This is a genomic window from Nocardiopsis endophytica (assembly GCF_027706725.1).
Lineage (GTDB): Bacteria > Actinomycetota > Actinomycetes > Streptosporangiales > Streptosporangiaceae > Nocardiopsis_A > Nocardiopsis_A endophytica.
In genome coordinates this window covers 1-17,106 of record NZ_JAQFWQ010000035.1, presented here as the reverse complement: position 1 = coordinate 17,106, position 17,106 = coordinate 1, and the positions used below count along the sequence as shown (strand labels likewise).

16 protein-coding genes are annotated in these 17,106 nt (G+C 74.9%); 7 read left to right on the top strand and 9 right to left on the bottom strand.

The genetic code is table 11. The features are described 5' to 3' along the window. Positions 1 to 649: 649 nt before the first annotated feature. On the top strand, positions 650 to 1,384 hold the full coding sequence (erm, locus tag O4J56_RS13960) for an ErmE/ErmH/ErmO/ErmR family 23S rRNA (adenine(2058)-N(6))-methyltransferase (RefSeq protein WP_408639117.1): 735 nt from the start codon (positions 650 to 652) through the stop codon (positions 1,382 to 1,384). A 75-nt stretch (positions 1,385 to 1,459) separates the two neighbouring features. Here erm and O4J56_RS13955 read toward each other — a convergent pair whose 3' ends face one another. Further along, positions 1,460 to 2,068, bottom strand: a complete 609-nt coding sequence (locus O4J56_RS13955) for a hypothetical protein (RefSeq protein ID WP_270686196.1) — start codon at positions 2,066 to 2,068, stop codon at positions 1,460 to 1,462. Between the two features lie 164 nt (positions 2,069 to 2,232). Between O4J56_RS13955 and O4J56_RS13950 the strand changes: the two genes are divergently transcribed. From O4J56_RS13950 to O4J56_RS13940, 3 genes are all read left to right on the top strand, one after another. Then, entirely contained in the window at positions 2,233 to 3,366 is a 1,134-nt protein-coding gene (locus tag O4J56_RS13950; protein WP_270686195.1) for a chitinase, read from the top strand. Between the two features lie 201 nt (positions 3,367 to 3,567). After that, complete coding sequence (locus O4J56_RS13945) at positions 3,568 to 6,633, top strand: DEAD/DEAH box helicase (RefSeq protein WP_270686194.1); 3,066 nt, start codon at positions 3,568 to 3,570, stop codon at positions 6,631 to 6,633. Between the two features lie 23 nt (positions 6,634 to 6,656). Then, a complete protein-coding gene (locus tag O4J56_RS13940; RefSeq protein ID WP_270686193.1) occupies positions 6,657 to 7,559 on the top strand; it encodes an SWIM zinc finger family protein in 903 nt (300 codons plus the stop codon). Positions 7,560 to 7,740: 181 nt separating this feature from the next. Here the strand turns inward: O4J56_RS13940 and O4J56_RS13935 are convergent, their stop codons facing one another. The 4 genes from O4J56_RS13935 to O4J56_RS13920 form a co-directional block, all read right to left on the bottom strand. Continuing rightward, positions 7,741 to 8,142 (bottom strand): ACT domain-containing protein, encoded by a 402-nt coding sequence (locus O4J56_RS13935; protein WP_270686192.1) that lies wholly within the window; start codon positions 8,140 to 8,142, stop codon positions 7,741 to 7,743. Positions 8,143 to 8,300: 158 nt separating this feature from the next. Continuing rightward, entirely contained in the window at positions 8,301 to 8,813 is a 513-nt protein-coding gene (locus O4J56_RS13930; RefSeq protein ID WP_270686191.1) for a GNAT family N-acetyltransferase, read from the bottom strand. A gap of 92 nt (positions 8,814 to 8,905) precedes the next feature. Next, entirely contained in the window at positions 8,906 to 9,466 is a 561-nt protein-coding gene (locus O4J56_RS13925) for a GNAT family N-acetyltransferase (RefSeq protein ID WP_270686190.1), read from the bottom strand. Positions 9,467 to 9,679: 213 nt separating this feature from the next. Continuing rightward, entirely contained in the window at positions 9,680 to 10,885 is a 1,206-nt protein-coding gene (locus O4J56_RS13920) for an RNA-guided endonuclease InsQ/TnpB family protein (protein WP_270686189.1), read from the bottom strand. A gap of 307 nt (positions 10,886 to 11,192) precedes the next feature. Between O4J56_RS13920 and O4J56_RS13915 the strand changes: the two genes are divergently transcribed. After that, on the top strand, positions 11,193 to 11,450 hold the full coding sequence (locus tag O4J56_RS13915) for a PLD nuclease N-terminal domain-containing protein (RefSeq protein ID WP_270686188.1): 258 nt from the start codon (positions 11,193 to 11,195) through the stop codon (positions 11,448 to 11,450). Between the two features lie 79 nt (positions 11,451 to 11,529). On the opposite strand, the gene O4J56_RS13910 is transcribed toward O4J56_RS13915, so the two are convergent. Together O4J56_RS13910 and O4J56_RS13905 are read right to left on the bottom strand one after the other, a co-directional pair. Beyond that, entirely contained in the window at positions 11,530 to 12,198 is a 669-nt protein-coding gene (locus tag O4J56_RS13910; RefSeq protein ID WP_270686187.1) for a class I SAM-dependent methyltransferase, read from the bottom strand. A gap of 11 nt (positions 12,199 to 12,209) precedes the next feature. After that, on the bottom strand, positions 12,210 to 13,418 hold the full coding sequence (locus O4J56_RS13905; RefSeq protein ID WP_270686186.1) for an MFS transporter: 1,209 nt from the start codon (positions 13,416 to 13,418) through the stop codon (positions 12,210 to 12,212). Between the two features lie 204 nt (positions 13,419 to 13,622). Between O4J56_RS13905 and O4J56_RS13900 the strand changes: the two genes are divergently transcribed. Continuing rightward, complete coding sequence (locus O4J56_RS13900; RefSeq protein WP_270686185.1) at positions 13,623 to 14,081, top strand: MarR family winged helix-turn-helix transcriptional regulator; 459 nt, start codon at positions 13,623 to 13,625, stop codon at positions 14,079 to 14,081. Here the strand turns inward: O4J56_RS13900 and O4J56_RS13895 are convergent. Continuing rightward, positions 14,070 to 14,549, bottom strand: a complete 480-nt coding sequence (locus O4J56_RS13895) for an HAD domain-containing protein (protein WP_270686184.1) — start codon at positions 14,547 to 14,549, stop codon at positions 14,070 to 14,072. The two genes, O4J56_RS13900 and O4J56_RS13895, sit on opposite strands and share 12 nt — an antisense overlap. Positions 14,550 to 14,959: 410 nt before the next feature. Between O4J56_RS13895 and O4J56_RS13890 the strand changes: the two genes are divergently transcribed. Continuing rightward, the gene (locus O4J56_RS13890) at positions 14,960 to 15,823 is read left to right on the top strand and encodes a hypothetical protein (RefSeq protein ID WP_270686183.1); all 864 of its coding nucleotides are present in this window, start codon (positions 14,960 to 14,962) and stop codon (positions 15,821 to 15,823) included. Between the two features lie 29 nt (positions 15,824 to 15,852). Here the strand turns inward: O4J56_RS13890 and fabI are convergent, their stop codons facing one another. Further along, complete coding sequence (gene fabI, locus O4J56_RS13885; protein WP_270686182.1) at positions 15,853 to 16,632, bottom strand: enoyl-ACP reductase FabI; 780 nt, start codon at positions 16,630 to 16,632, stop codon at positions 15,853 to 15,855. Positions 16,633 to 17,106 lie beyond the last annotated feature (474 nt).

Sequence of the window (17,106 nt, the reverse complement as noted above, 5' to 3'; positions counted from 1 at the left end):
GCGGACACGCCTCGTCCTGGCCGAAAACCCTTTGCCCGGGCCCAGATGCCGTGTCTAGGGTCGGGGCATCATGGGTGCCTTCCAAGCGATCATCGACGGCCGGACCGCGGCACGGTCCGGATTCGTCTACATCCGCGACCGCGCCGCCGCCCCGGACCGGGTTCCGGGCGTCGGCCGCTGACACGCGGCGCCTCCACCTGAGCCTGCGCTGAACCGCCCGGCCCCCGCGGCCCGGCGGTCTACGGCCCTGCTCCGCGCCGCCCTGCGGGCCTGAGCGATCCACCGCCGACCCGCCCGCCGCCGATCCCCCGGGTCGGCGCGCCCTGCGCCGCCCCTCCCCCGCGGCCCCCTGTACACCGCCGCGCCCCGGTCCGGGGCTCTGTTCCGCCTTGCCCGACGTACACGAGGGCGGGCGGCGCGGGCCGCGCAGGAGGCGCCGTGCCGCCCGTCCCTGTCGGCCGCCGCACCGCGCGGCGGCAGGAACGGACGCCCGATGGCGCACATCCACGGATCCGGCCGCAACGGCCGCCCTGCCGAGAGGACCCCCGGCCGCTCCCGAGAGCACGCGGCGAAGAACCGTAAAGGGGCGGGGGCGCGGCGGCGCACGCTGTCCCAGAACTTCCTCACCGACCCCTCGGTGGCCCGCCGCATGGTGCGCGCCGCCGACCTGCCCGACGACGCGCTGGTACTCGAACCCGGCGCGGGCGACGGCATGATCACCTCGCTCCTGGCGCGCGGGGACCGGCGGGTGACCGCCTTCGAGGTCGACCCGCACTTCGCACGGCGCCTGTCCGAGCGCTTCGCCGCAGCGCCGCGCGTGCGGGTGCGCACCGCCGACTTCACGGCGGCCCCGGCGCCGCGCGAGCCGTTCTCGGTCGTCGGCAACATCCCCTACTCGCGCACGTCCGCGATCGTCGACTGGTGCCTGCGCGCCCGCGCGCTGCGGTCGGCGACCCTGCTGACCCAGTGGGAGTACGCGCGCAAGCGCACCGGCGCCTCCGGGCGCTGGAGCAGGCTGACCGTGCTGACGTGGCCGCAGTTCGAGTGGACCTTGGGGGAGCGTGTGCACCGCGGCCGGTTCCACCCCGTCCCGCGCGTGGATTCGGGGGTGCTGCGCATCGTCCGGCGCCCCGAACCGCTGCTGCCCGCGGCGGCCCTGGCCGACTACCGCGCGCTGGTCGAGGCGGGGTTCTCCGGAGTCGGGGGCTCCCTCGACGCGTCACTGCGGCGCCTGCACCGCGCGCGGCGGGTGGACGCGGCGCTGCGCGCGGCCGGGGTGGAGCGCGGAACGGTGGTGGCCTTCGTCACGCCTCGGCAGTGGGTGGCCCTGTCCTGTCACCTGCTCGGGATAGAAGGGGACCGGATCGCCGGGGAAGCCCGGTGACCACGGGCCGGGCGCGCGGGCCGAGGACGGCGGCCCCTGCGCCCGGCCTCCCCGCCGGATCCGCTGCGCGGGGCCTCAAGCCTTTCCTTGTGGGCCTTCCGTGTCGTCGCCTTCTGGGCCGTCCGCGCCCGCGGGGTGGCCTGCGGCGGCGGTCCGGGAGCTCCTGCGGTAGGCGACGGCGCCGACCGCCCCGGCGGCCCATCCCAGCACCACGCCCGCCGCGGTCCCGCCCCAGTCGGGTGCGACGGACACCCCTGTGCCGACCGCCGTGAGCGACTGCTCGTACGTGGTGAGCCGCTGGTGGCCGTCGGCGGAGCCGCCCGAGGGCGCCATCGGCTCGTAGGCGTACCAGCCGAACGACTCCCCGCTCGCGCTGCCCGGAAGGCCGGCGGGATCGGCCACCTCGCCCTCCACGAGCCGCGAGGTCCCGTCGCCGACGGTCCCGGCGAGCACGCACGCGCCCCAGATCAGGAGGAAGACCGCGGGGCCGCCGCGCGCGCCGCGCACCGAGGGCAGCGTCCACCACAGCAGCGCGGTCGCGGCGGCCCCGGTGGCCAGCGCCCCGGCACCGAGCGGCAGCAGGCCGGTGGAGAAGGCGGGGGCGGTGAGGAGCCCGGCGGCGGTGACGAGGACCGCCGCGGAAACCGCCCAACGGAGGGTGATCGAGCGTTGTCTGGGATCCATCCGCGACACCCTAACGGGCCGCGGCGACCGCCCCTGCGGGGATCCGGTGGCGTGCGGGGGTGTTGACGGCCCCGGGGGCGGGGGTTACCTTCACCACATCTATTAGGAAAGTTTCCTTTAGATTCTGGCCCCCGCCCGCTCCCACCCCCGCGAGGAGCCCACCCGTGACCCCCCTGACCCGCACCGTCGCCGCCACCGCCGCCCTCGTCTGCGCCGCGGCCGGCACCGCCGCCGGGCCGGCGCCCGACCCCGCCGCGGCCGCCCCCGCCGCCTCGTCCACCCTGCCCGACCGCGTCATGGCCGGCTACCTGCACACCAGCTTCGCCAACGGTTCCGGATGGGTGGACCTGGCCGACGTCCCCGACCAGTGGGACATCATCCACCTCGCCTTCGCCGAGCCCACCACCCCCACCTCCGGGCGGCTGGAGTTCTCCCTGTGCCCGCGGCAGGAGTGCCCCGGCGTCCCGGACAAGGCCGAGTTCATCTCCCAGATCCGCGACGCCCAGGCGCGCGGCAAGAAGGTCGTGCTGTCGGTCGGCGGCGCCCGCGGCCAGGTCTCCCTGGAGACCGCCGCCGCCCGCGACGCCTTCGTGGAATCGGCCTCGGCCATCATCGACGAGTACGGCCTGGACGGCCTCGACGTCGACTTCGAGGGCCACTCGCTCTACCTGGACGACGGCGACACCGACTTCCGCTCCCCCACCACCCCCGTCATCGTCAACCTCATCGACGCGCTGCGCGCGCTCTCCGAGAGCTACGGCCCCGACTTCGTCCTGACCATGGCGCCCGAGACGTTCTTCGTCCAGCTCGGCTACACCCACTACGGCAGCGGCCCCTGGGGCGGCGCGGACCCCCGCGCCGGGGCCTACCTCCCCGTCATCCACGCCCTGCGCGACCGGCTGACGCTGCTGCACGTCCAGCACTACAACTCCGGCCCCATCGTCGGCCTGGACGACCGCTACCACACCATGGGCTCGGCCGACTTCCACGTGGCCATGGCCGACATGGTCCTGCAGGGGTTCCCCGTGGCCGGCGACGCCTCCGCCGTCTTCCCGCCCCTGGCCCCCGAACAGGTCGCCATCGGCCTGCCCGCGAGCCCGCTGGCGGGCAACGGCCACACCGCCGCCCCCGAGGTCCAGGCCGCCTGGGACTGCCTGACCACCGGCGCCCGCTGCCCCGACTACGCCCCGCGCGGCACCTACCCGGGCCTGCGCGGGCTGATGTCCTGGTCCATCAACTGGGACCGCCACAACGGCGACGAGTTCGCCACCGAGCACGGCGCCCACATCGGCTCCTAGGTCCTGCCCGGAGTCCCCCCTCCCCCGGCATCTCAGTCGTTGATCTCGACGAAAGTGCGGTCATTGCGGCGGAGTCGGCAGCACTTTCGGCGAGATCATCGACGAGGGGGCGCCCCGTCGGCGCCGCCTGTACGAGAACGTCTCCGGCGGTCGCGATACTGGGGGCGTCATCGTGAAGGGCGCGACCGATGGGGGCGGAGCGTGCGGGTGCTGCACGGGGCCTGGGACGGGGCCGACGGCCTGGTCGTCTGGGCGGAGGACGCCGCGCTGCCACCGTGCGCCGACGGGCGCGGGACGGAGCGCGCGGACAGGGCCGACGGGCCGACCCGCCAGGCCCCGCCGCAGCACCCCTACGCCCTGTCGGCCGACGCCCTCGGCGCACTGCTCACCGGGCTCGGCGCCCAGCGGGGCGACCCGGCGGAGCGCCGCGTCCTCCTGCCCGGATCCGGCGCGCACCCGCTGCCCTCGCCCGCCCTGGGCACGCTTCCGGGCGCGCCGGAGGTGGACCACCCCCGCCTGCACGAATGGCGCGTCCCCTGCACGGCGCTGCGCGGCGACCGCGCCGACCGCGCGCTGGCCCTCCTGGACGACGGCCCTCCGGGAGACCTCGCCCTCGGCCCCGCGCTGCGCCACCTGCTGTCGGTACGCGCCTTCGCCCTGCGCCTGGCCGCCACGGGCCGCGTCCTGCCCCGCCTGGTGGGCGACCCACCGCAGGCCGTGTGGCGCCCCGTCCTCCAGGGGGCCGACGCCGAACACCTGCGCGCGCTGCGCACCGCCCTGCCCCCGTCGGCCCGAGCACTGGACACCGGCGCCCCGGGGGCGGAGCACGCGAACGGCACCGACCCGGTCTACGCGGCCCTGTGCGCCCTGACCGACTCCGCCGCGCGCTCCCGGAGCCGGGGCGCCCGCCCCGGCGGCGACCGCGCCGGCCGCCACCTGGCCGCCGCACTCACCCGCCCCTCCCCCGCACCGCTGCGCGCCCCCGCCGGCACCGACCTGCCCGGCCTCGCCGCCCGCCTGCGCGACCGGCACACGGCCGCCGAGCGCCCCTCCGGCGCCCGCCTGGTCCTGCGCCTGGTCGAGCCCGACCCCGAACACCGCGAACCCGGCGCGCCCGAGCGGTGGCGGGTGGAGTTCTGGGTCCGCTCCGCGGCCGACCCCAGCCTCCAGCTCCCCCTGTCGGACGTGTGGCTGGGCGCGGGCGGCGCCTGGCTCCCCCACGACGTGGAGACCCGCCTCCTGCGGGAGCTGCGGCGCGCCTCCCGCCACTTCCCGCCCATCCGCGGCGCCCTCGAGGAGCTGGCGCCCTCGGCCGTGGAGACCGGCACCGGCGGCGCCTACGCCTTCATCCGCGACGCCGCGCCCCGCCTGGACGCCGCCGGGTTCGCCGTCGTCCTCCCCGAGGGCATGGACGGCTCCCGCCTGGGCCTGAGGCTGACCGTGCGCGAGGGCGAGCAGACCGGCAGCGGCGGCGGCATCGGCCCCTCCGACCTGGTCGACTTCTCCTTCGAGGCGGTGCTCGGCGGAGCCCCGGTCGACATGGCGGAGCTGGAGGAGCTGGCCCGCCTCAAACAGCCCCTGGTGCGGCTGCGCGGCCGCTGGGTCGAGGTCGACCCGGCCCACCTGCGCTCGGCCCTGGACTTCCTGCGCCGCCGCGGCTCCGGGCGGATGCGCCGGGACGAGGCGCTGCGCGCGGCCGCCGCCCCCGCCGGCGGCGGCGCGCCCCTGCCGCTGGTCGGCGTCGAGGCCGACGGCCCCCTGGGCGACCTGCTCGCCGGTGCCGCCGAGGCCCGCCTGGAGCCCATGGACACCCCCGCCGACTTCGACGGGGCACTGCGGCCCTACCAGCGGCGCGGCGCCGCATGGCTGCGGTTCCTGGGGCGGCTCGGCCTGGGCGCGGTGCTCGCCGACGACATGGGGCTGGGCAAGACCGTGCAGCTGCTGGCGGTGCTCACCGAGGAGCGGGCGGACGGCGCCGCCCCCGGCCCCACCCTGCTGGTGTGCCCGGTGTCGCTGGTCGGCAACTGGGTGCGCGAGGCCGCCCGCTTCGCGCCGGGACTGCGGGTGCACGCCCACCACGGGCCCAGCCGCCCGCACGGCAACGCGCTGGCGCGCACCGCGGGCGCGTGCGACCTGGTGGTGACCACCTACGGGGTGGTCACCCGGGACGCCGACGAGCTGGCGGCCCTGCCCTGGCACCGGGTGGTGTGCGACGAGGCGCAGGCGATCAAGAACCCCTCGACCGACCAGGCGCGGGCGGTGCGCGGGCTGGAGGCCGACTGCCGCATCGCCCTGACCGGCACCCCGGTCGAGAACAACCTGGGCGAGCTGTGGTCCATCATGGAGTTCGCCAACCCGGGCCTGCTGGGGCCGCGCGCGTCCTTCCTGCGGGGGGCGGCGCGGATCGAGCGCGGCGAGGGCGAGGAGGCCGAGCGCGCCGCGGGCGCCCTCAAGCGTGCGACCGGCCCGTTCATCCTGCGCCGCCTGAAGACCGACCGGTCGATCATCCAGGACCTCCCCGACAAGAACGAGTTCCGCACCTGGTGCACGCTCACCCCGGAGCAGGCGTCGCTGTACAAGGCGGCGGTGGAGGAGATGACGCGCCGCCTGGACGAGACCGACGGCATCCAGCGCAAAGGGCTGGTGCTGTCGACGATGGCCCGGCTCAAGCAGATCTGCAACCACCCCGCCCAGTTCCTCGGGGACGGCTCCGCACTGGCGGGGCGCTCGGGCAAGCTGGAGCGGCTGGAGGCGGTACTGCAGGAGGCCCTCGCCGAGGGGGACAGCGCGCTGTGCTTCACCCAGTACGCGGCCCTGGGCGACCGGCTCGCCCCTTACCTGTCGGCGCGTCTGGGGGCGCCGGTGCTGTGGCTGCACGGCGGCACGCCGCGGCCCCGGCGCGAGGAGATGGTGCGGCGCTTCCAGGAGGCGCGCGAGCCGATGGTGTTCCTGCTGTCGCTCAAGGCGGCGGGCACCGGGCTGACGCTGACCGCCGCCAACCACGTCGTGCACATCGACCGGTGGTGGAACCCCGCGGTGGAGGACCAGGCGACCGACCGCGCCTTCCGCATCGGACAGCGGCGCGACGTGCAGGTGCGCAAGCTGGTGTGCACGGGCACCCTGGAGGAGCGGGTCGACGCGATGATCGAGCGCAAGAAGGCACTGGCCGAGCGGGTGGTGGGCACCGGGGAGGACTGGCTCACCGAGCTGTCCACCGACGAGCTGCGCGAGGTGGTGCGGCTGGCGCCCGAGGCGGTGGCCCGATGAGCGCCGCGGGCGGTGGGAACGGCATGGACGGCACGAACGGCATGGACGGCGCGCGCGGGGCCGGGGCAGGGCCCTCGGGGCCGTCGTGGTGGTCGCGCAGGTTCATGGGCGCGCTGGAGAGCGGGACCGAGCCCGGCCGCCTCGCGCGCGGGCAGGCGTACGCGGCGCGCGGCGCGGTGGACGGGCTGAAGGTGGTGCCGGGCGAGGTCCGCGCGCAGGTGCAGGGCGGCAGGGCCCGCCCGTACCGGGTGAGCGTCATCCGCATGGTCCTGGACGACGGCGACCAGGAGCGGGTCCTGGGCGCGCTGGCGGGGCAACCGATGTTCCGCGCGCGGCTGCTCGGCGGAGAGCTGCCGGTCGAGGTGGAGCGTGTCTTCGACGTGCTGGGGCTGTCGCTGTTCCCGCGAGGGCTGGACGAGCTGGTCCTCACCTGCTCGTGCCCGGACTGGGGCGACCCGTGCAAGCACGCGGCGGCCACGCTGGTGGCCCTGTCGGACGCGGTGGCGAAGGACCCGTTCCTGCTGACGGCGTGGCTGGGGCTGCCGCGCGGCGACTTCCTGGCGGGCCTGCGCAGGCACGCCCGGCAGGATCCGGGCGGGGTGGTCGGCGCGGACACCGGGAGCGACGGCACGGGAATCGACGGCGCCGAGGGCGCCCGGGGCGGCGACCCGTTCGCGGACGCGCCGCGGCCCGGGTCGGAGCCGCTGCCGCCCCTGCCCGACGACCCCGAGCGGTTCTGGGCGCAGACGCCGGTGCCGGAGCCGCCGACACCGATGCGCCCGCAGCCCGCGCTGTACGCGGCCGAACCGGAGGAGCCGGAGGGCCCGGAGGCGGGGTACGGAACGGGCGACGGGGGCGGCACCGCGCTGCTCGACGCGCTGGAGCCGCTGTACGCCCGGATGACCGAGGAGTCCCCCGAAGGCTGAGGGAGCCACCCGCCCTGACACCTGCTTCCCCACATGCGGGAGGGCCGGGGTGGTGAGTGCGGCGCAGCCGCTCCTTCATGCTTAGCTGTTCTTGGAGGGTCCCTACCCCCGGCCTTTATGACGTAGATCTGCTATATCTCCGCCCCGTCCCCTCCGACGGGACGCGCCGCCCGGCTCCGGATCAGCCGCCCGCCGCCAGGTCTTCGAGCGCCGACACCGCCCGTTCGCGCTCGTCGTAGGGGACGAAGAGGTGGTCGTGGAAGAACCCCGCGACGACGTTGCAGGAGAGCCCCTCCCGCCCCAGCGCCCCCGCGACGGCGGCGGTCAGCCCGACGGCCTCCAGGGCCGAGTGCACCTTCAGCTCGATCCAGGCCGCCACGTAGTCGTAGGGCAGGCCCGCGGCGTCGGCGTCCGCACGCGTGCAGACGATGGTGATGGCCTCGTCCTCGGCGACCGTGGCGACCGGGCGCACGCCCGGCGGCACCTCCGGGGCGTGGGTGAAGACGTACTCGCCCTCCCGCAGCTCCGGACGCATCCCGGAGATGAGGCGGGTCAGGTCGCGCTCTCCCGTGGCAGTGCTCATCGGGCCTCCCTCGTTCCTCCTCTTCGCTTCGGACCCTGGGGTCCCCTATGGCCCTAGGATGCCCGCGGCCCCCGTCCGGGCGCACGCCCATCGCCCCCGCGCGCCGAAGGGCGGGGCGGCCGGTTCCAGGCAGGGCCGCCGTTCGGGCGGGGGCGCGGTCAGACGAGCGCGCGCTGCATCAAGACGGTGTCGAGCCAGGCGCCGTGCTTGTAGCCCACACCCTCCAGCCGGCCGGTGTGGGAGAAGCCGTGGCGTTCATGGAGCGCGACGGACGCGGCGGCCTGCGCCCCGTCGGGGGTGTCGGCGATGACCGCGATGACGCTCCGGATCCCGGCCTCGGCGCACGCCCCGAGCAGAGAGCCGACCAGGAGGGTGCCCAGCCCCGCGCCGGTGCGCCCAGGGGCCAGGTAGACCGAGTCCTCCACCGTGTACCGGTAGGCGGACTTGGGCTTCCAAGGGGCCGCCAGGGCGTACCCGGCGACCTCTCCCCCGGTCTCGGCCACCAGGAACGGCAGGCCGCGCTCCCTGAGGTCGAGGAGGCGGACGCGCCAGGCGGCGGCGTCGGGGGCCTGCTCGTCGAAGGTGATGCCGGTCTGGGTGACGTAATGGGCATAGACGGCGGCGACGGCCTCCATGTCGGCCTTCTCCGCCGGGCGCACGCGCGGTTCCATGCGGCTCCTCGGCTGTGGGCGTCCCGGTCGATCCGGTCGTTCCGGACCGCGGGATCCTACGCCCCCGGACGCGCGCGCTCACGCGCGCCCCGTCAATTCTCCGTGAAACCCGCGGGGACCGCCCCCTCCAGGTCGGACGGACGCATCCGGAAGACCTGCAGCGTGGCGCCGTAGTACTTGTCGGTCTCGCCCACCCATTCCATGCCGATGCGGCGGGCGGTGGCCGCCGCCCGCTCGTTGTCGGGGCGGGCGACGGCGAACAGCTCCTCGAGCCCCTGCTCGAACGCCCACCCGGCCAGGGCGCGGGCCGCCTCGCTGGCGTAACCGCTCCCCCAGGCGTCGGGGCGCAGGTGCCAGCTCAGCTCGAAGTCCTCCTCGTAGGGCGGCAGCTGGCGCAGGGCCAGGCCGCCGATGACCTCCCCGTCGGATTCGCGGACGACCGCCCAGCGCCCGGCCGGGGTGACCAGGTTGGGCTGGGCCTCGATCCATGCCTGCAGGACCGAGCGCATGGCCTCTTCGTCGCCGACCGTGCTCATCTCGGGGGTGAGGCGGGCCGCCACTTTCTCGACCCCGTAAATCCGCAGCGCGGCGGGCGCGTCGTCAGGCGCCCATTCCCGGATGCGGAGCCGTTGGGTGCGCAACTCGGACGTCATGGAGAAATGCTAGACGAACCCCTTTCACGCGAAGGTAAAGGCCTCTTGGGAATCTTCGGGGCACCCCGGACCGGTCGGTCCGGCCTGTCCGGTCCGTTCAGTCCGTGCGGGCGTCATAGGCGGCGCGGTTCTCCAGAACCTCGTCCATTTGGAGGCTCCCCCGCCTGAAGGCGGGGGAGCCCAGCCTCCATGGCGTTTACGGGGATTCACGGCTCAGGCAGCCGCCCGGGCCGGCGGCCCGGACGGACTTAAGCCCTCGACACCGTCCGGGGTCCAACCCGCCCGGACCAGCATCACACGCGCGGAGTTCTTGTCCCTGGGGGACACCGCCCCGCACGCGGTGCAGGCATAGGTCCTCTCGGAAAGCGGCAGTGCGTGCTTGGTTCTCGCTCCGCACTCCGCACAGTCCATCGTGGTATGCGCCGGATGCACGAGACGGACGTCTCGCGCGTGTTTGCGGCCCATCTCCACCAGCGCCGCCTTGGTGGCACTGATCGCGGCGTCGGCCGCCTTACGGGCCATGGTCGACCTGGCCAGGAACCGGGGCTTGAAGTCCTCCACCGCGATCCGGTCGTGGTCGGCCGCGACGCGCTTGGCCCACTTGCGTCCGGTGTCCTGGCGCTGCCGCGCGACCTTCCTGTGCAGCTTCGCGGCCAGACGGACGGCCTTGCGGTACCCCCTGGACTGGGCTTTGCCTTTGGGGCTGCGCCGTCGGGCCATCATCCGCTGGTACCTGGCGAGTTTGGCCGCTGCTTTCCGGCCGTGCTGGGGGTGGGGCAGGTCGTGGTCGTCGGAGGTGGTGGTCGCGACCTCTCTCACGCCCCAGTCGACGCCGACCACACGCCCAGTCTCCGGGAGCGGCTCCACGGCCGCGGGCACGACGAAGGAGGCGTACCAGTGCCCCAACGCGTCGCGGAAGACCCGGACCGACGACGGGTCGGCGGGCAGGTCCCGCGACCACACCACCCGGACCACGATGCCCCCGGCCAGGTGCAACCGGCCGTCCTTGAGCCGGAAGCCGTTCCGCGTGTAGTTCAGGCTCGGATCGGCGCGGTCGCGCTTCTTGAACCGGGGCATGCTCGCACGCCGGTGCACGGGCAGCCGGGCCTTGATGTCCTTGAGTGCCTTGGCCCGCGACTTGGCGAAGTCCCGGACGGTCTGCTGCTGCGGCATCGAGGCGCCCCTGCGCAACCACCGCCTGGTCGAGCGCCACCCGGTCAGCATCCTGCACAGCCGCGCGGGACCGCACTTCTCGCGAGCCTTGTGCGCGGCCTTGGAGGCGGCCACGCACGCGTTCCACACCCACCGGCACCGCCCCCACTCCCTGAGCAGGGAGCGCCGCGCGGTGTTCGACAGGCGCAGACGGTAGGTGTATCGGGCATGACCGGCACCTTCCCCCGTCGTCGCCTGCTCTTCCACGGCCGCCAACCTAGCGGGCAGGTACGACATTCGCGGGACCGGGCGCCGGGCCACCCAGCGGCGGTTCGGGCGGATCGTGCTGCTCCGCCCCCGGCGGCCCTGCTCAGGGCAGGGGCAAGGGTGGCACACCGACCTTTGGTGGCCCGCCGTCGCCGGACCACCGACTTAGGGAGGCGGCGCCGGTGGCCGCCCCCGACCTCGGTCGTACCCCGGGTTGGTCCTGCGGAGCGACGCGCCGGACGGTGGGCGCCTCCTAGCGTTGAAACCGTCATCACGACCGGAACGCCCCAGGGATTGGACTCGCGCCATGCTCGTGCACACCGCCGCCACCGCTCTCGTCGCCGACCTCGGCCAGGTCGGCGGTGTGGCCCTTCTCGCGCTCGTCGCAGTGGGCCTGCTGGCCTACGCCGCGTTCATCGTCGGCGCGTTCATCGGCAGCCTCACCTCACGGCTCGACGCGGGGATGAAGGTGGTGTGGGCCCTCTTCATCATCTGCGCGCCGTTCCTGGGCGCCCTGTGCTGGTTCGTGATCGGCAGGAGGAGCGCGGCCGCCGTGGCGCACTGACGCCCTCGCGCCCGGGCTCCGGGCGACCGCACCCCGCCGCCGACCCGGACCCGCCGGTCCGGGCCGGCGGCGGCGCACCCTAGGACTCGGCCCGCCCGTCCGCGCGCATCAGGAGGTGGCCGCGCCGGAACCGCTCCTGGAAGCGCTCATCGGTGACGGGCTCCCGCAGCACCCGGCCGACCTCGGTGAACCCGGCCCCGGCCGCCGCCGCTGCCATCTCATCGATCGGCCACCGGTAGGCGGTGGCGACCGCATGGTCGAAGGGGGTGACCGGTCCGCCCTCGGCCTCGAAGAAGGCGAGCAGGAGGTACCCGCCGGGCGCGAGCACGCGGCGGAACTCGGCGAGGTAGGCGGGCACCTCCTCCGGCGGCAGGTGGATGAGCGAGTACCAGGAGAGGGCGCCGGCCAGCGCGCCGTCGGCCGTGTCCAGGTCGCCCATGGAGCCCACCTGGAACTCCATGTCGGGCAGGTCCCTGCGGGCGATGGCGACCAGGGCCGGGGACAGGTCCACGCCGGACACGTCCAGGCCCAGGCCGTGCAAGTGGCCGGTGATCTCGCCCGAGCCGCTGCCGAGGTCCAGGACGGGCCCTGCGCCCCGGACCAGGTCGGCGAAGGCGCCGATCAGCGCCCGGTCCAGGTGCATGGAGGCGAGCGAGCCGCGGGCGAACTCGGCGTAGCGGTCGGCGAGGCCGTCGTAGGCGTCGGCGGTCGCCCGCAGGTGGTCGGTCGGTGGGGAGGATGCGTTCACGGGCGGGCAGCCTACTCCTGTCGGGGGAGCACCGGCGCCGTACCCGCGTCCCCCTCCTCCGCCGCCTCCGCCGGTGCGCGGCGCCGGTCGAGGGCCCCCGAGGCCGCGGTCACGCCGAAGGCGAGCACCGCCATGGCCGCGCCGACGAGCAGCGGCGAGGTGAGGCCGAGTCCGGCGTCGATGGTGCGGCCGGCGAGGGAGGAGCCGACGGCGATCCCGGCGTTGGCCGCCGAGGAGGCCACGGCCGCGGCGAGCACCGGGGCACCCGAGGCCTTGTCGATCACCCGGGCCATGAAGCCGGGGACGGTGGCGAACCCGGCGCCGCCCACCAGGGCGAGCATCGCGGCGGCGGCCACGGGGTACTGCGCGGTGAGGGCGAAGGCCGCCAGGACGGCGGCGAGCGCGGCCTGGGCGGTGAGCAGGGTGGGCACCTGGGCCCGGTCGGCGAAGCGCCCGCCGACGAGGTTCCCGGCCACCAGGCCGGCGCCGAACAGCATGAGCAGCGGCGTCAGCATGCCCGAGGAGAACCCGGCGACGTCGGTCATCAGCGGCGACACGTAGCTGAAGGCCGCGAACAGGGCCCCGATGCTCAGCCCGGCGGTGGCCAGCGCCAGCCACACCTGGCCGCGGGCGAAGACCGCCAGCTCGTCGCGGAGCCGGGTGGGTGCGGCGTCGTGCCCGGCCGGGACCAGCAGGACCAGGCCGATCAGGCTGAGCACGCCCAGGGCGGCGATGGCCCAGAAGGTGGCGCGCCAGTCGACGGCCTGGCCGATCCAGGTGCCCAGGGGGGCGCCGAAGACGTTGGCGACGGTCAGGCCGGTGAAGACCATCGCGATCGCCTGGGAGCGGCGCTCGGGGGCGACGGTGTCGGCGGCGACGACCGAGCCGATGCCGAGGAAGGCGCCGTGGCAGACGGCGGCCAGGACACGCCCGGCCATGAGGGCCGCGTAGCCGGGCGCCAGCGCGGACAGGGCGTTCCCGGCGATGAAGAAGCCGAGCAGGACGAGCAGCATCGTCTTGCGGGGCATGCGGGTGGCGGCGGCGGTGAAGAGGGGGCCGCCGACCACGACGCCGAGGGCGTAGCCGGAGATGAGCAGGCCGGCGGTGGTGAGGGTGACCGACATGTCGCCGGCCACCTCGGGCAGCAGGCCCATGATCACGAACTCGGTGGTGCCGATGCCGAAGGCGGCGAGCATCAGCGCGAACACGGCGAGGGGCATCCGTACTCCTTGGGGCCGGTCCCCCGGGGTCAGCGGAGACCGGAGGACGGCGGGTGGGGACCCCCGGACGGGGTCCGCGTCGCCGCAATAGTTGCACAGACGTATTTTGCATATCAAATCATTGCAGTGACGTCCTTTGCATGGAAGGTAGGTGCACGGGCTGGGTATGCTGGCGCAGAGTCCGCCACAGCAAGGAGTCCCGGCATGGCCGCGCCCTCCCCCTCCTCGGCCGATCCCCGGATCGACGAACCGACCCCGATCGAGGCGCGCTGGCGCAGCCTGCGCCTGTTCGAGGCGCGCGTCCGGGAGCGCCTGGAGCGCGCGCTGGAGCCGCACGGGCTGACGTGCTCGGAGTACTCGGCGCTGTCGGCGCTGCACTACTCCGACGACGACGGGCACCTGCGCCAGCAGTTCCTGGCCGAGGCCATCCCCATCAGCCAGAGTTCGCTCAGCAGGATGGTCGGCCGCCTGGAGCGGGCGGGGCTGACCGAGCGCTACCACTGCTCGAACGACCGGCGCGGCGTGTACACCCAGATCACGGAGCTGGGGCGGCGGAAGGTCGAGGAGGCGCGGGAGAGCTACGCGCAGGCGCTCGGCGAGGCCCTGGCCGAGGAGGGCGGGGACGGGACGCGGGCCGAGCTCGTCGCACTGCTACTGAAGTGACGCGGGCGCCCAGGCGGCCAGCGCCGCGAAGTCGTCGGAGGTCAGGCCGACGGCGGGGTCGACGCGGTGCAGCAGGGCGGGCCCGTCGTGGTGGTCGGCGACGAAGGCGCGGTCGGCGTCGTCGATGTCGTCGTCGACCCAGGCGAAGGGGCGCCCGCGGGCGCGGTCCAGCAGCACGGGCGTCTTGAAGGAGAGCGCCCCGTAGGCGGGCGCGCTCTCGGGCCACTCGACGACCGGCAGCCGGGGCAGCCCGAGCAGCGGGGCGAGCACGTCGTTCGCGTCGTGCTCCCAGGTGGTGGCCCAAACGAGGGTGTAGGGCAGGTCGAGCAGAGCCCGGCCGTGGCCGGGGTGGAGCAGGACACCGGACAGGCCGAGGGAGCGGTACCCGGCCCGGTGGAGGTCGTCCCGAGAGGCGGCATAGGGGTTGAGGGGCCCATCCACGTCCAGGAAGAGCAGCGGCGCGGTCACGGTACTCCTTAGGCGAGACTCCCCGAGGCGGGCGGGACAGCGGCGAGAGCCCCGAACGTCCGCCCATGGGTGATCCTCCCCTACCGCCACCCGATCGCACGGAGGACACCGGTCGCGTCCGTTGGAAAGGTGTGGCCTCCGCCCGCCGGGGCGGCCCGGTCTGACCGCGCTCCGGCCGCCCCCGGGGCAGTGGCGCCCGACGGACGTTCCACCACTCCACAGGGCGCGACCGACCGCCGACGGCGGCCCCTCCGGTGTCGCGTCCGCCTACGTCGGTGAGCGCAGCCCGGAAGCCGAGGTGCGGCCGACGACGGAGTACGGGTGCCGGCGCGACGATCCAAGGGTCCAGAGAACCGCCGCGCACCGGCTCCCCGTGGCCGCCGACACGCCCCGGGCGAAAGGAATCCCCTATGAGAACCGTCCGCGCCACCGGGCTCCTGCTCCTCGCCTCAGCGGGGTTCCACTTCGCCGTCTTCCTCGTTCTGGGAGGCCCCTGGGAGGGCCCGGTGTCCTGGCGCAAGCCCGTCACCTTCGGGGTGTCCTTCGGGCTGAGCGTGCTCACCATCGCCTGGATCGTCGACCTCCTGCACCTCCGGGGCCGGCTCCGCGCCGTCCTGGTCGGCGCGTTCACCTCGGCGTCCGTCCTGGAGGTCGCCCTGACCTCCCTGCAGGCGTGGCGGGGCGTCCCCTCGCACTTCAACGAGGAGACCGGGTTCGACACCCTGGTGACCCGGATGCTCGCGTTCGGCGGCATGGTGCTCATCCTGACGGTGCTCACCCTGACCGCCGCGTCGCTGCGCGCCCGCCCGGGCGTCGCGCCGAGCATGCGCGAGGCGCTCCGGGCGGGGCTGCTGGCGCTGTCCGCCTCGATGGCGATCGGCGGGGTCATGATCGCGACCGGGATGGCGCGGGTGAACGCGGGCGAGCCCGACCTCGCCTACGCCCTGGCCGGGTCCCTGCGCCCGGCGCACGCGGTGACCATGCACGCCGTGCTCCTGCTGCCCGCCCTGGCGTGGCTGGCGGCGCGCACCCTGCCCGACGAGCGCGCCCGCCTGCGCGTCGTCCGCGCGGGCATCGCGGTGTACGCGGCCGTCGCGGCGGCCGTGACCGCCCTCGCCGCGACCGGGGTCACCGCGGTGGGACCGGGCACGGCGGCCATGGCCGCGGCGGGCCTGGTGACCACGGCCGGCCTGGCCGCCCTCGCGGCCGGCGCGCTGCGCACCCCGGCGGAGGGGGACCGGGAGCGGGCGTCCGGGGACGCCCTGCCCCGCTGACGGGGCGGCCCGTCACGACGCGGACGGCGTCACAGGCCCTCGACCGGGGCGCCCATGGCGTGGTGGCCTCCGTCGACGTGCAGGGTGGTCCCGGTGATGCCCCGCGCGGCGGGCGACATCAGGAAGAGGGCGGGCCCGGCGACGACCGTGGCGTCGGAGGTGTCCCACCCGACGGGGGCCGACTCGCCCCACCGGTCGGCGATCCGGTCGAAGCCGGGGATCGACCCGCCCGCCAGGGACTTGATCGGCCCGGCCGCCAGGGCGTTGACGCGGATGTTCTGCGGCCCGAGGTCGCGGGCGAGGTACTTGGTGCTGTTCTCCAGGACGGCCTTGGCGCTGCCCATCCAGTCGTAGACGGGCCAGGCGCGGCTCGCGTCGAAGGTCAGCGAGACCACCCCGGCGCCCTCGGGCGCCTCGGCCATGAGGTCGCGGAAGCCGACTGCGAGGGCCTTGAGCGAGTAGCCCGAGACGTGGACGGCCTTGGCGACGTCCTCCCAGCCGGTGTCCAGGAAGTTGCCGCCCAGGGCCTCGGCCGGGGCGTAGGCGATGGAGTGCAGGAGGCCGTCGAGGTGGTCCCAGTGCCCGGCGACGGCCTTCGCCGCGGCGGTGATCTGGTCCGGGTCGGTGACGTCGAGGCCCAGGATGTCGACCGGTTCGGCGGGGAGGCGCTTGGCGATGCGCTCCAGGATGGAGAGCTGGCGGCCCGGCGGGTTGGAGAGGATGACCTCGTGGCCCTGCTTCATCGCCTCCTCCGCGACGGCGTAGGCGATGGAGGACTGGGTGGTGATGCCGGTGATGAGCAGTTTCACGGGACTCCCTCGGGGCGTTGGTGCCGGTGGTGGCACCGTAGCCAGGGTTTGGGCCGGTAGGCGTTCGCGCATGTGCACAAACTTCGGGAGGAGAAGTTTGAACGCCGGCGACAGGCCGCACCCGCCGACGCGGTGCCTCGGGGCGATCGGGGGGCACCGCGCATCGGCCCGGCAACCCCCGTCTCCCCCGGCGACGCCCGCTGGAGCGGCCTGTCCCCGTCCGCCCAGGTCGCCCGTCGGCGACGCATCCGGGCGGGCCCAGCCGCCACCGAAGCGATGGCCGCCGACCCACCCTTCGGCGAGGCGGCCACTGCACACCTCACCGATCCGGCGGCCGCCATTGACGCCACCCCGGTGTCGTGTCCCTTGAAGACGCCGTTTCCCCCGAGCTCATCGAGGAAGCGGCGATGAGGGGGCGTGCTGTTGTTGATCTCGGGGAAGTCGGGCTTATCGTGTCCGGTTTAACCCCGAGTT

What these genes read in the sequence shown, in the direction of transcription:
- erm (WP_408639117.1), top strand. Translation starts at nt 650, where the DNA reads ATGGTGCGCGCCGCCGACCTGCCCGACGACGCGCTGGTACTCGAACCC.
- O4J56_RS13955 (WP_270686196.1), bottom strand. Translation starts at nt 2,068, where the DNA reads ATGGATCCCAGACAACGCTCGATCACCCTCCGTTGGGCGGTTTCCGCG.
- O4J56_RS13940 (WP_270686193.1), top strand. Translation starts at nt 6,657, where the DNA reads ATGGACGGCACGAACGGCATGGACGGCGCGCGCGGGGCCGGGGCAGGG.
- O4J56_RS13935 (WP_270686192.1), bottom strand. Translation starts at nt 8,142, where the DNA reads ATGAGCACTGCCACGGGAGAGCGCGACCTGACCCGCCTCATCTCCGGG.
- O4J56_RS13930 (WP_270686191.1), bottom strand. Translation starts at nt 8,813, where the DNA reads ATGGAACCGCGCGTGCGCCCGGCGGAGAAGGCCGACATGGAGGCCGTC.
- O4J56_RS13925 (WP_270686190.1), bottom strand. Translation starts at nt 9,466, where the DNA reads ATGACGTCCGAGTTGCGCACCCAACGGCTCCGCATCCGGGAATGGGCG.
- O4J56_RS13915 (WP_270686188.1), top strand. Translation starts at nt 11,193, where the DNA reads ATGCTCGTGCACACCGCCGCCACCGCTCTCGTCGCCGACCTCGGCCAG.
- O4J56_RS13905 (WP_270686186.1), bottom strand. Translation starts at nt 13,418, where the DNA reads ATGCCCCTCGCCGTGTTCGCGCTGATGCTCGCCGCCTTCGGCATCGGC.
- O4J56_RS13900 (WP_270686185.1), top strand. Translation starts at nt 13,623, where the DNA reads ATGGCCGCGCCCTCCCCCTCCTCGGCCGATCCCCGGATCGACGAACCG.
- O4J56_RS13890 (WP_270686183.1), top strand. Translation starts at nt 14,960, where the DNA reads ATGAGAACCGTCCGCGCCACCGGGCTCCTGCTCCTCGCCTCAGCGGGG.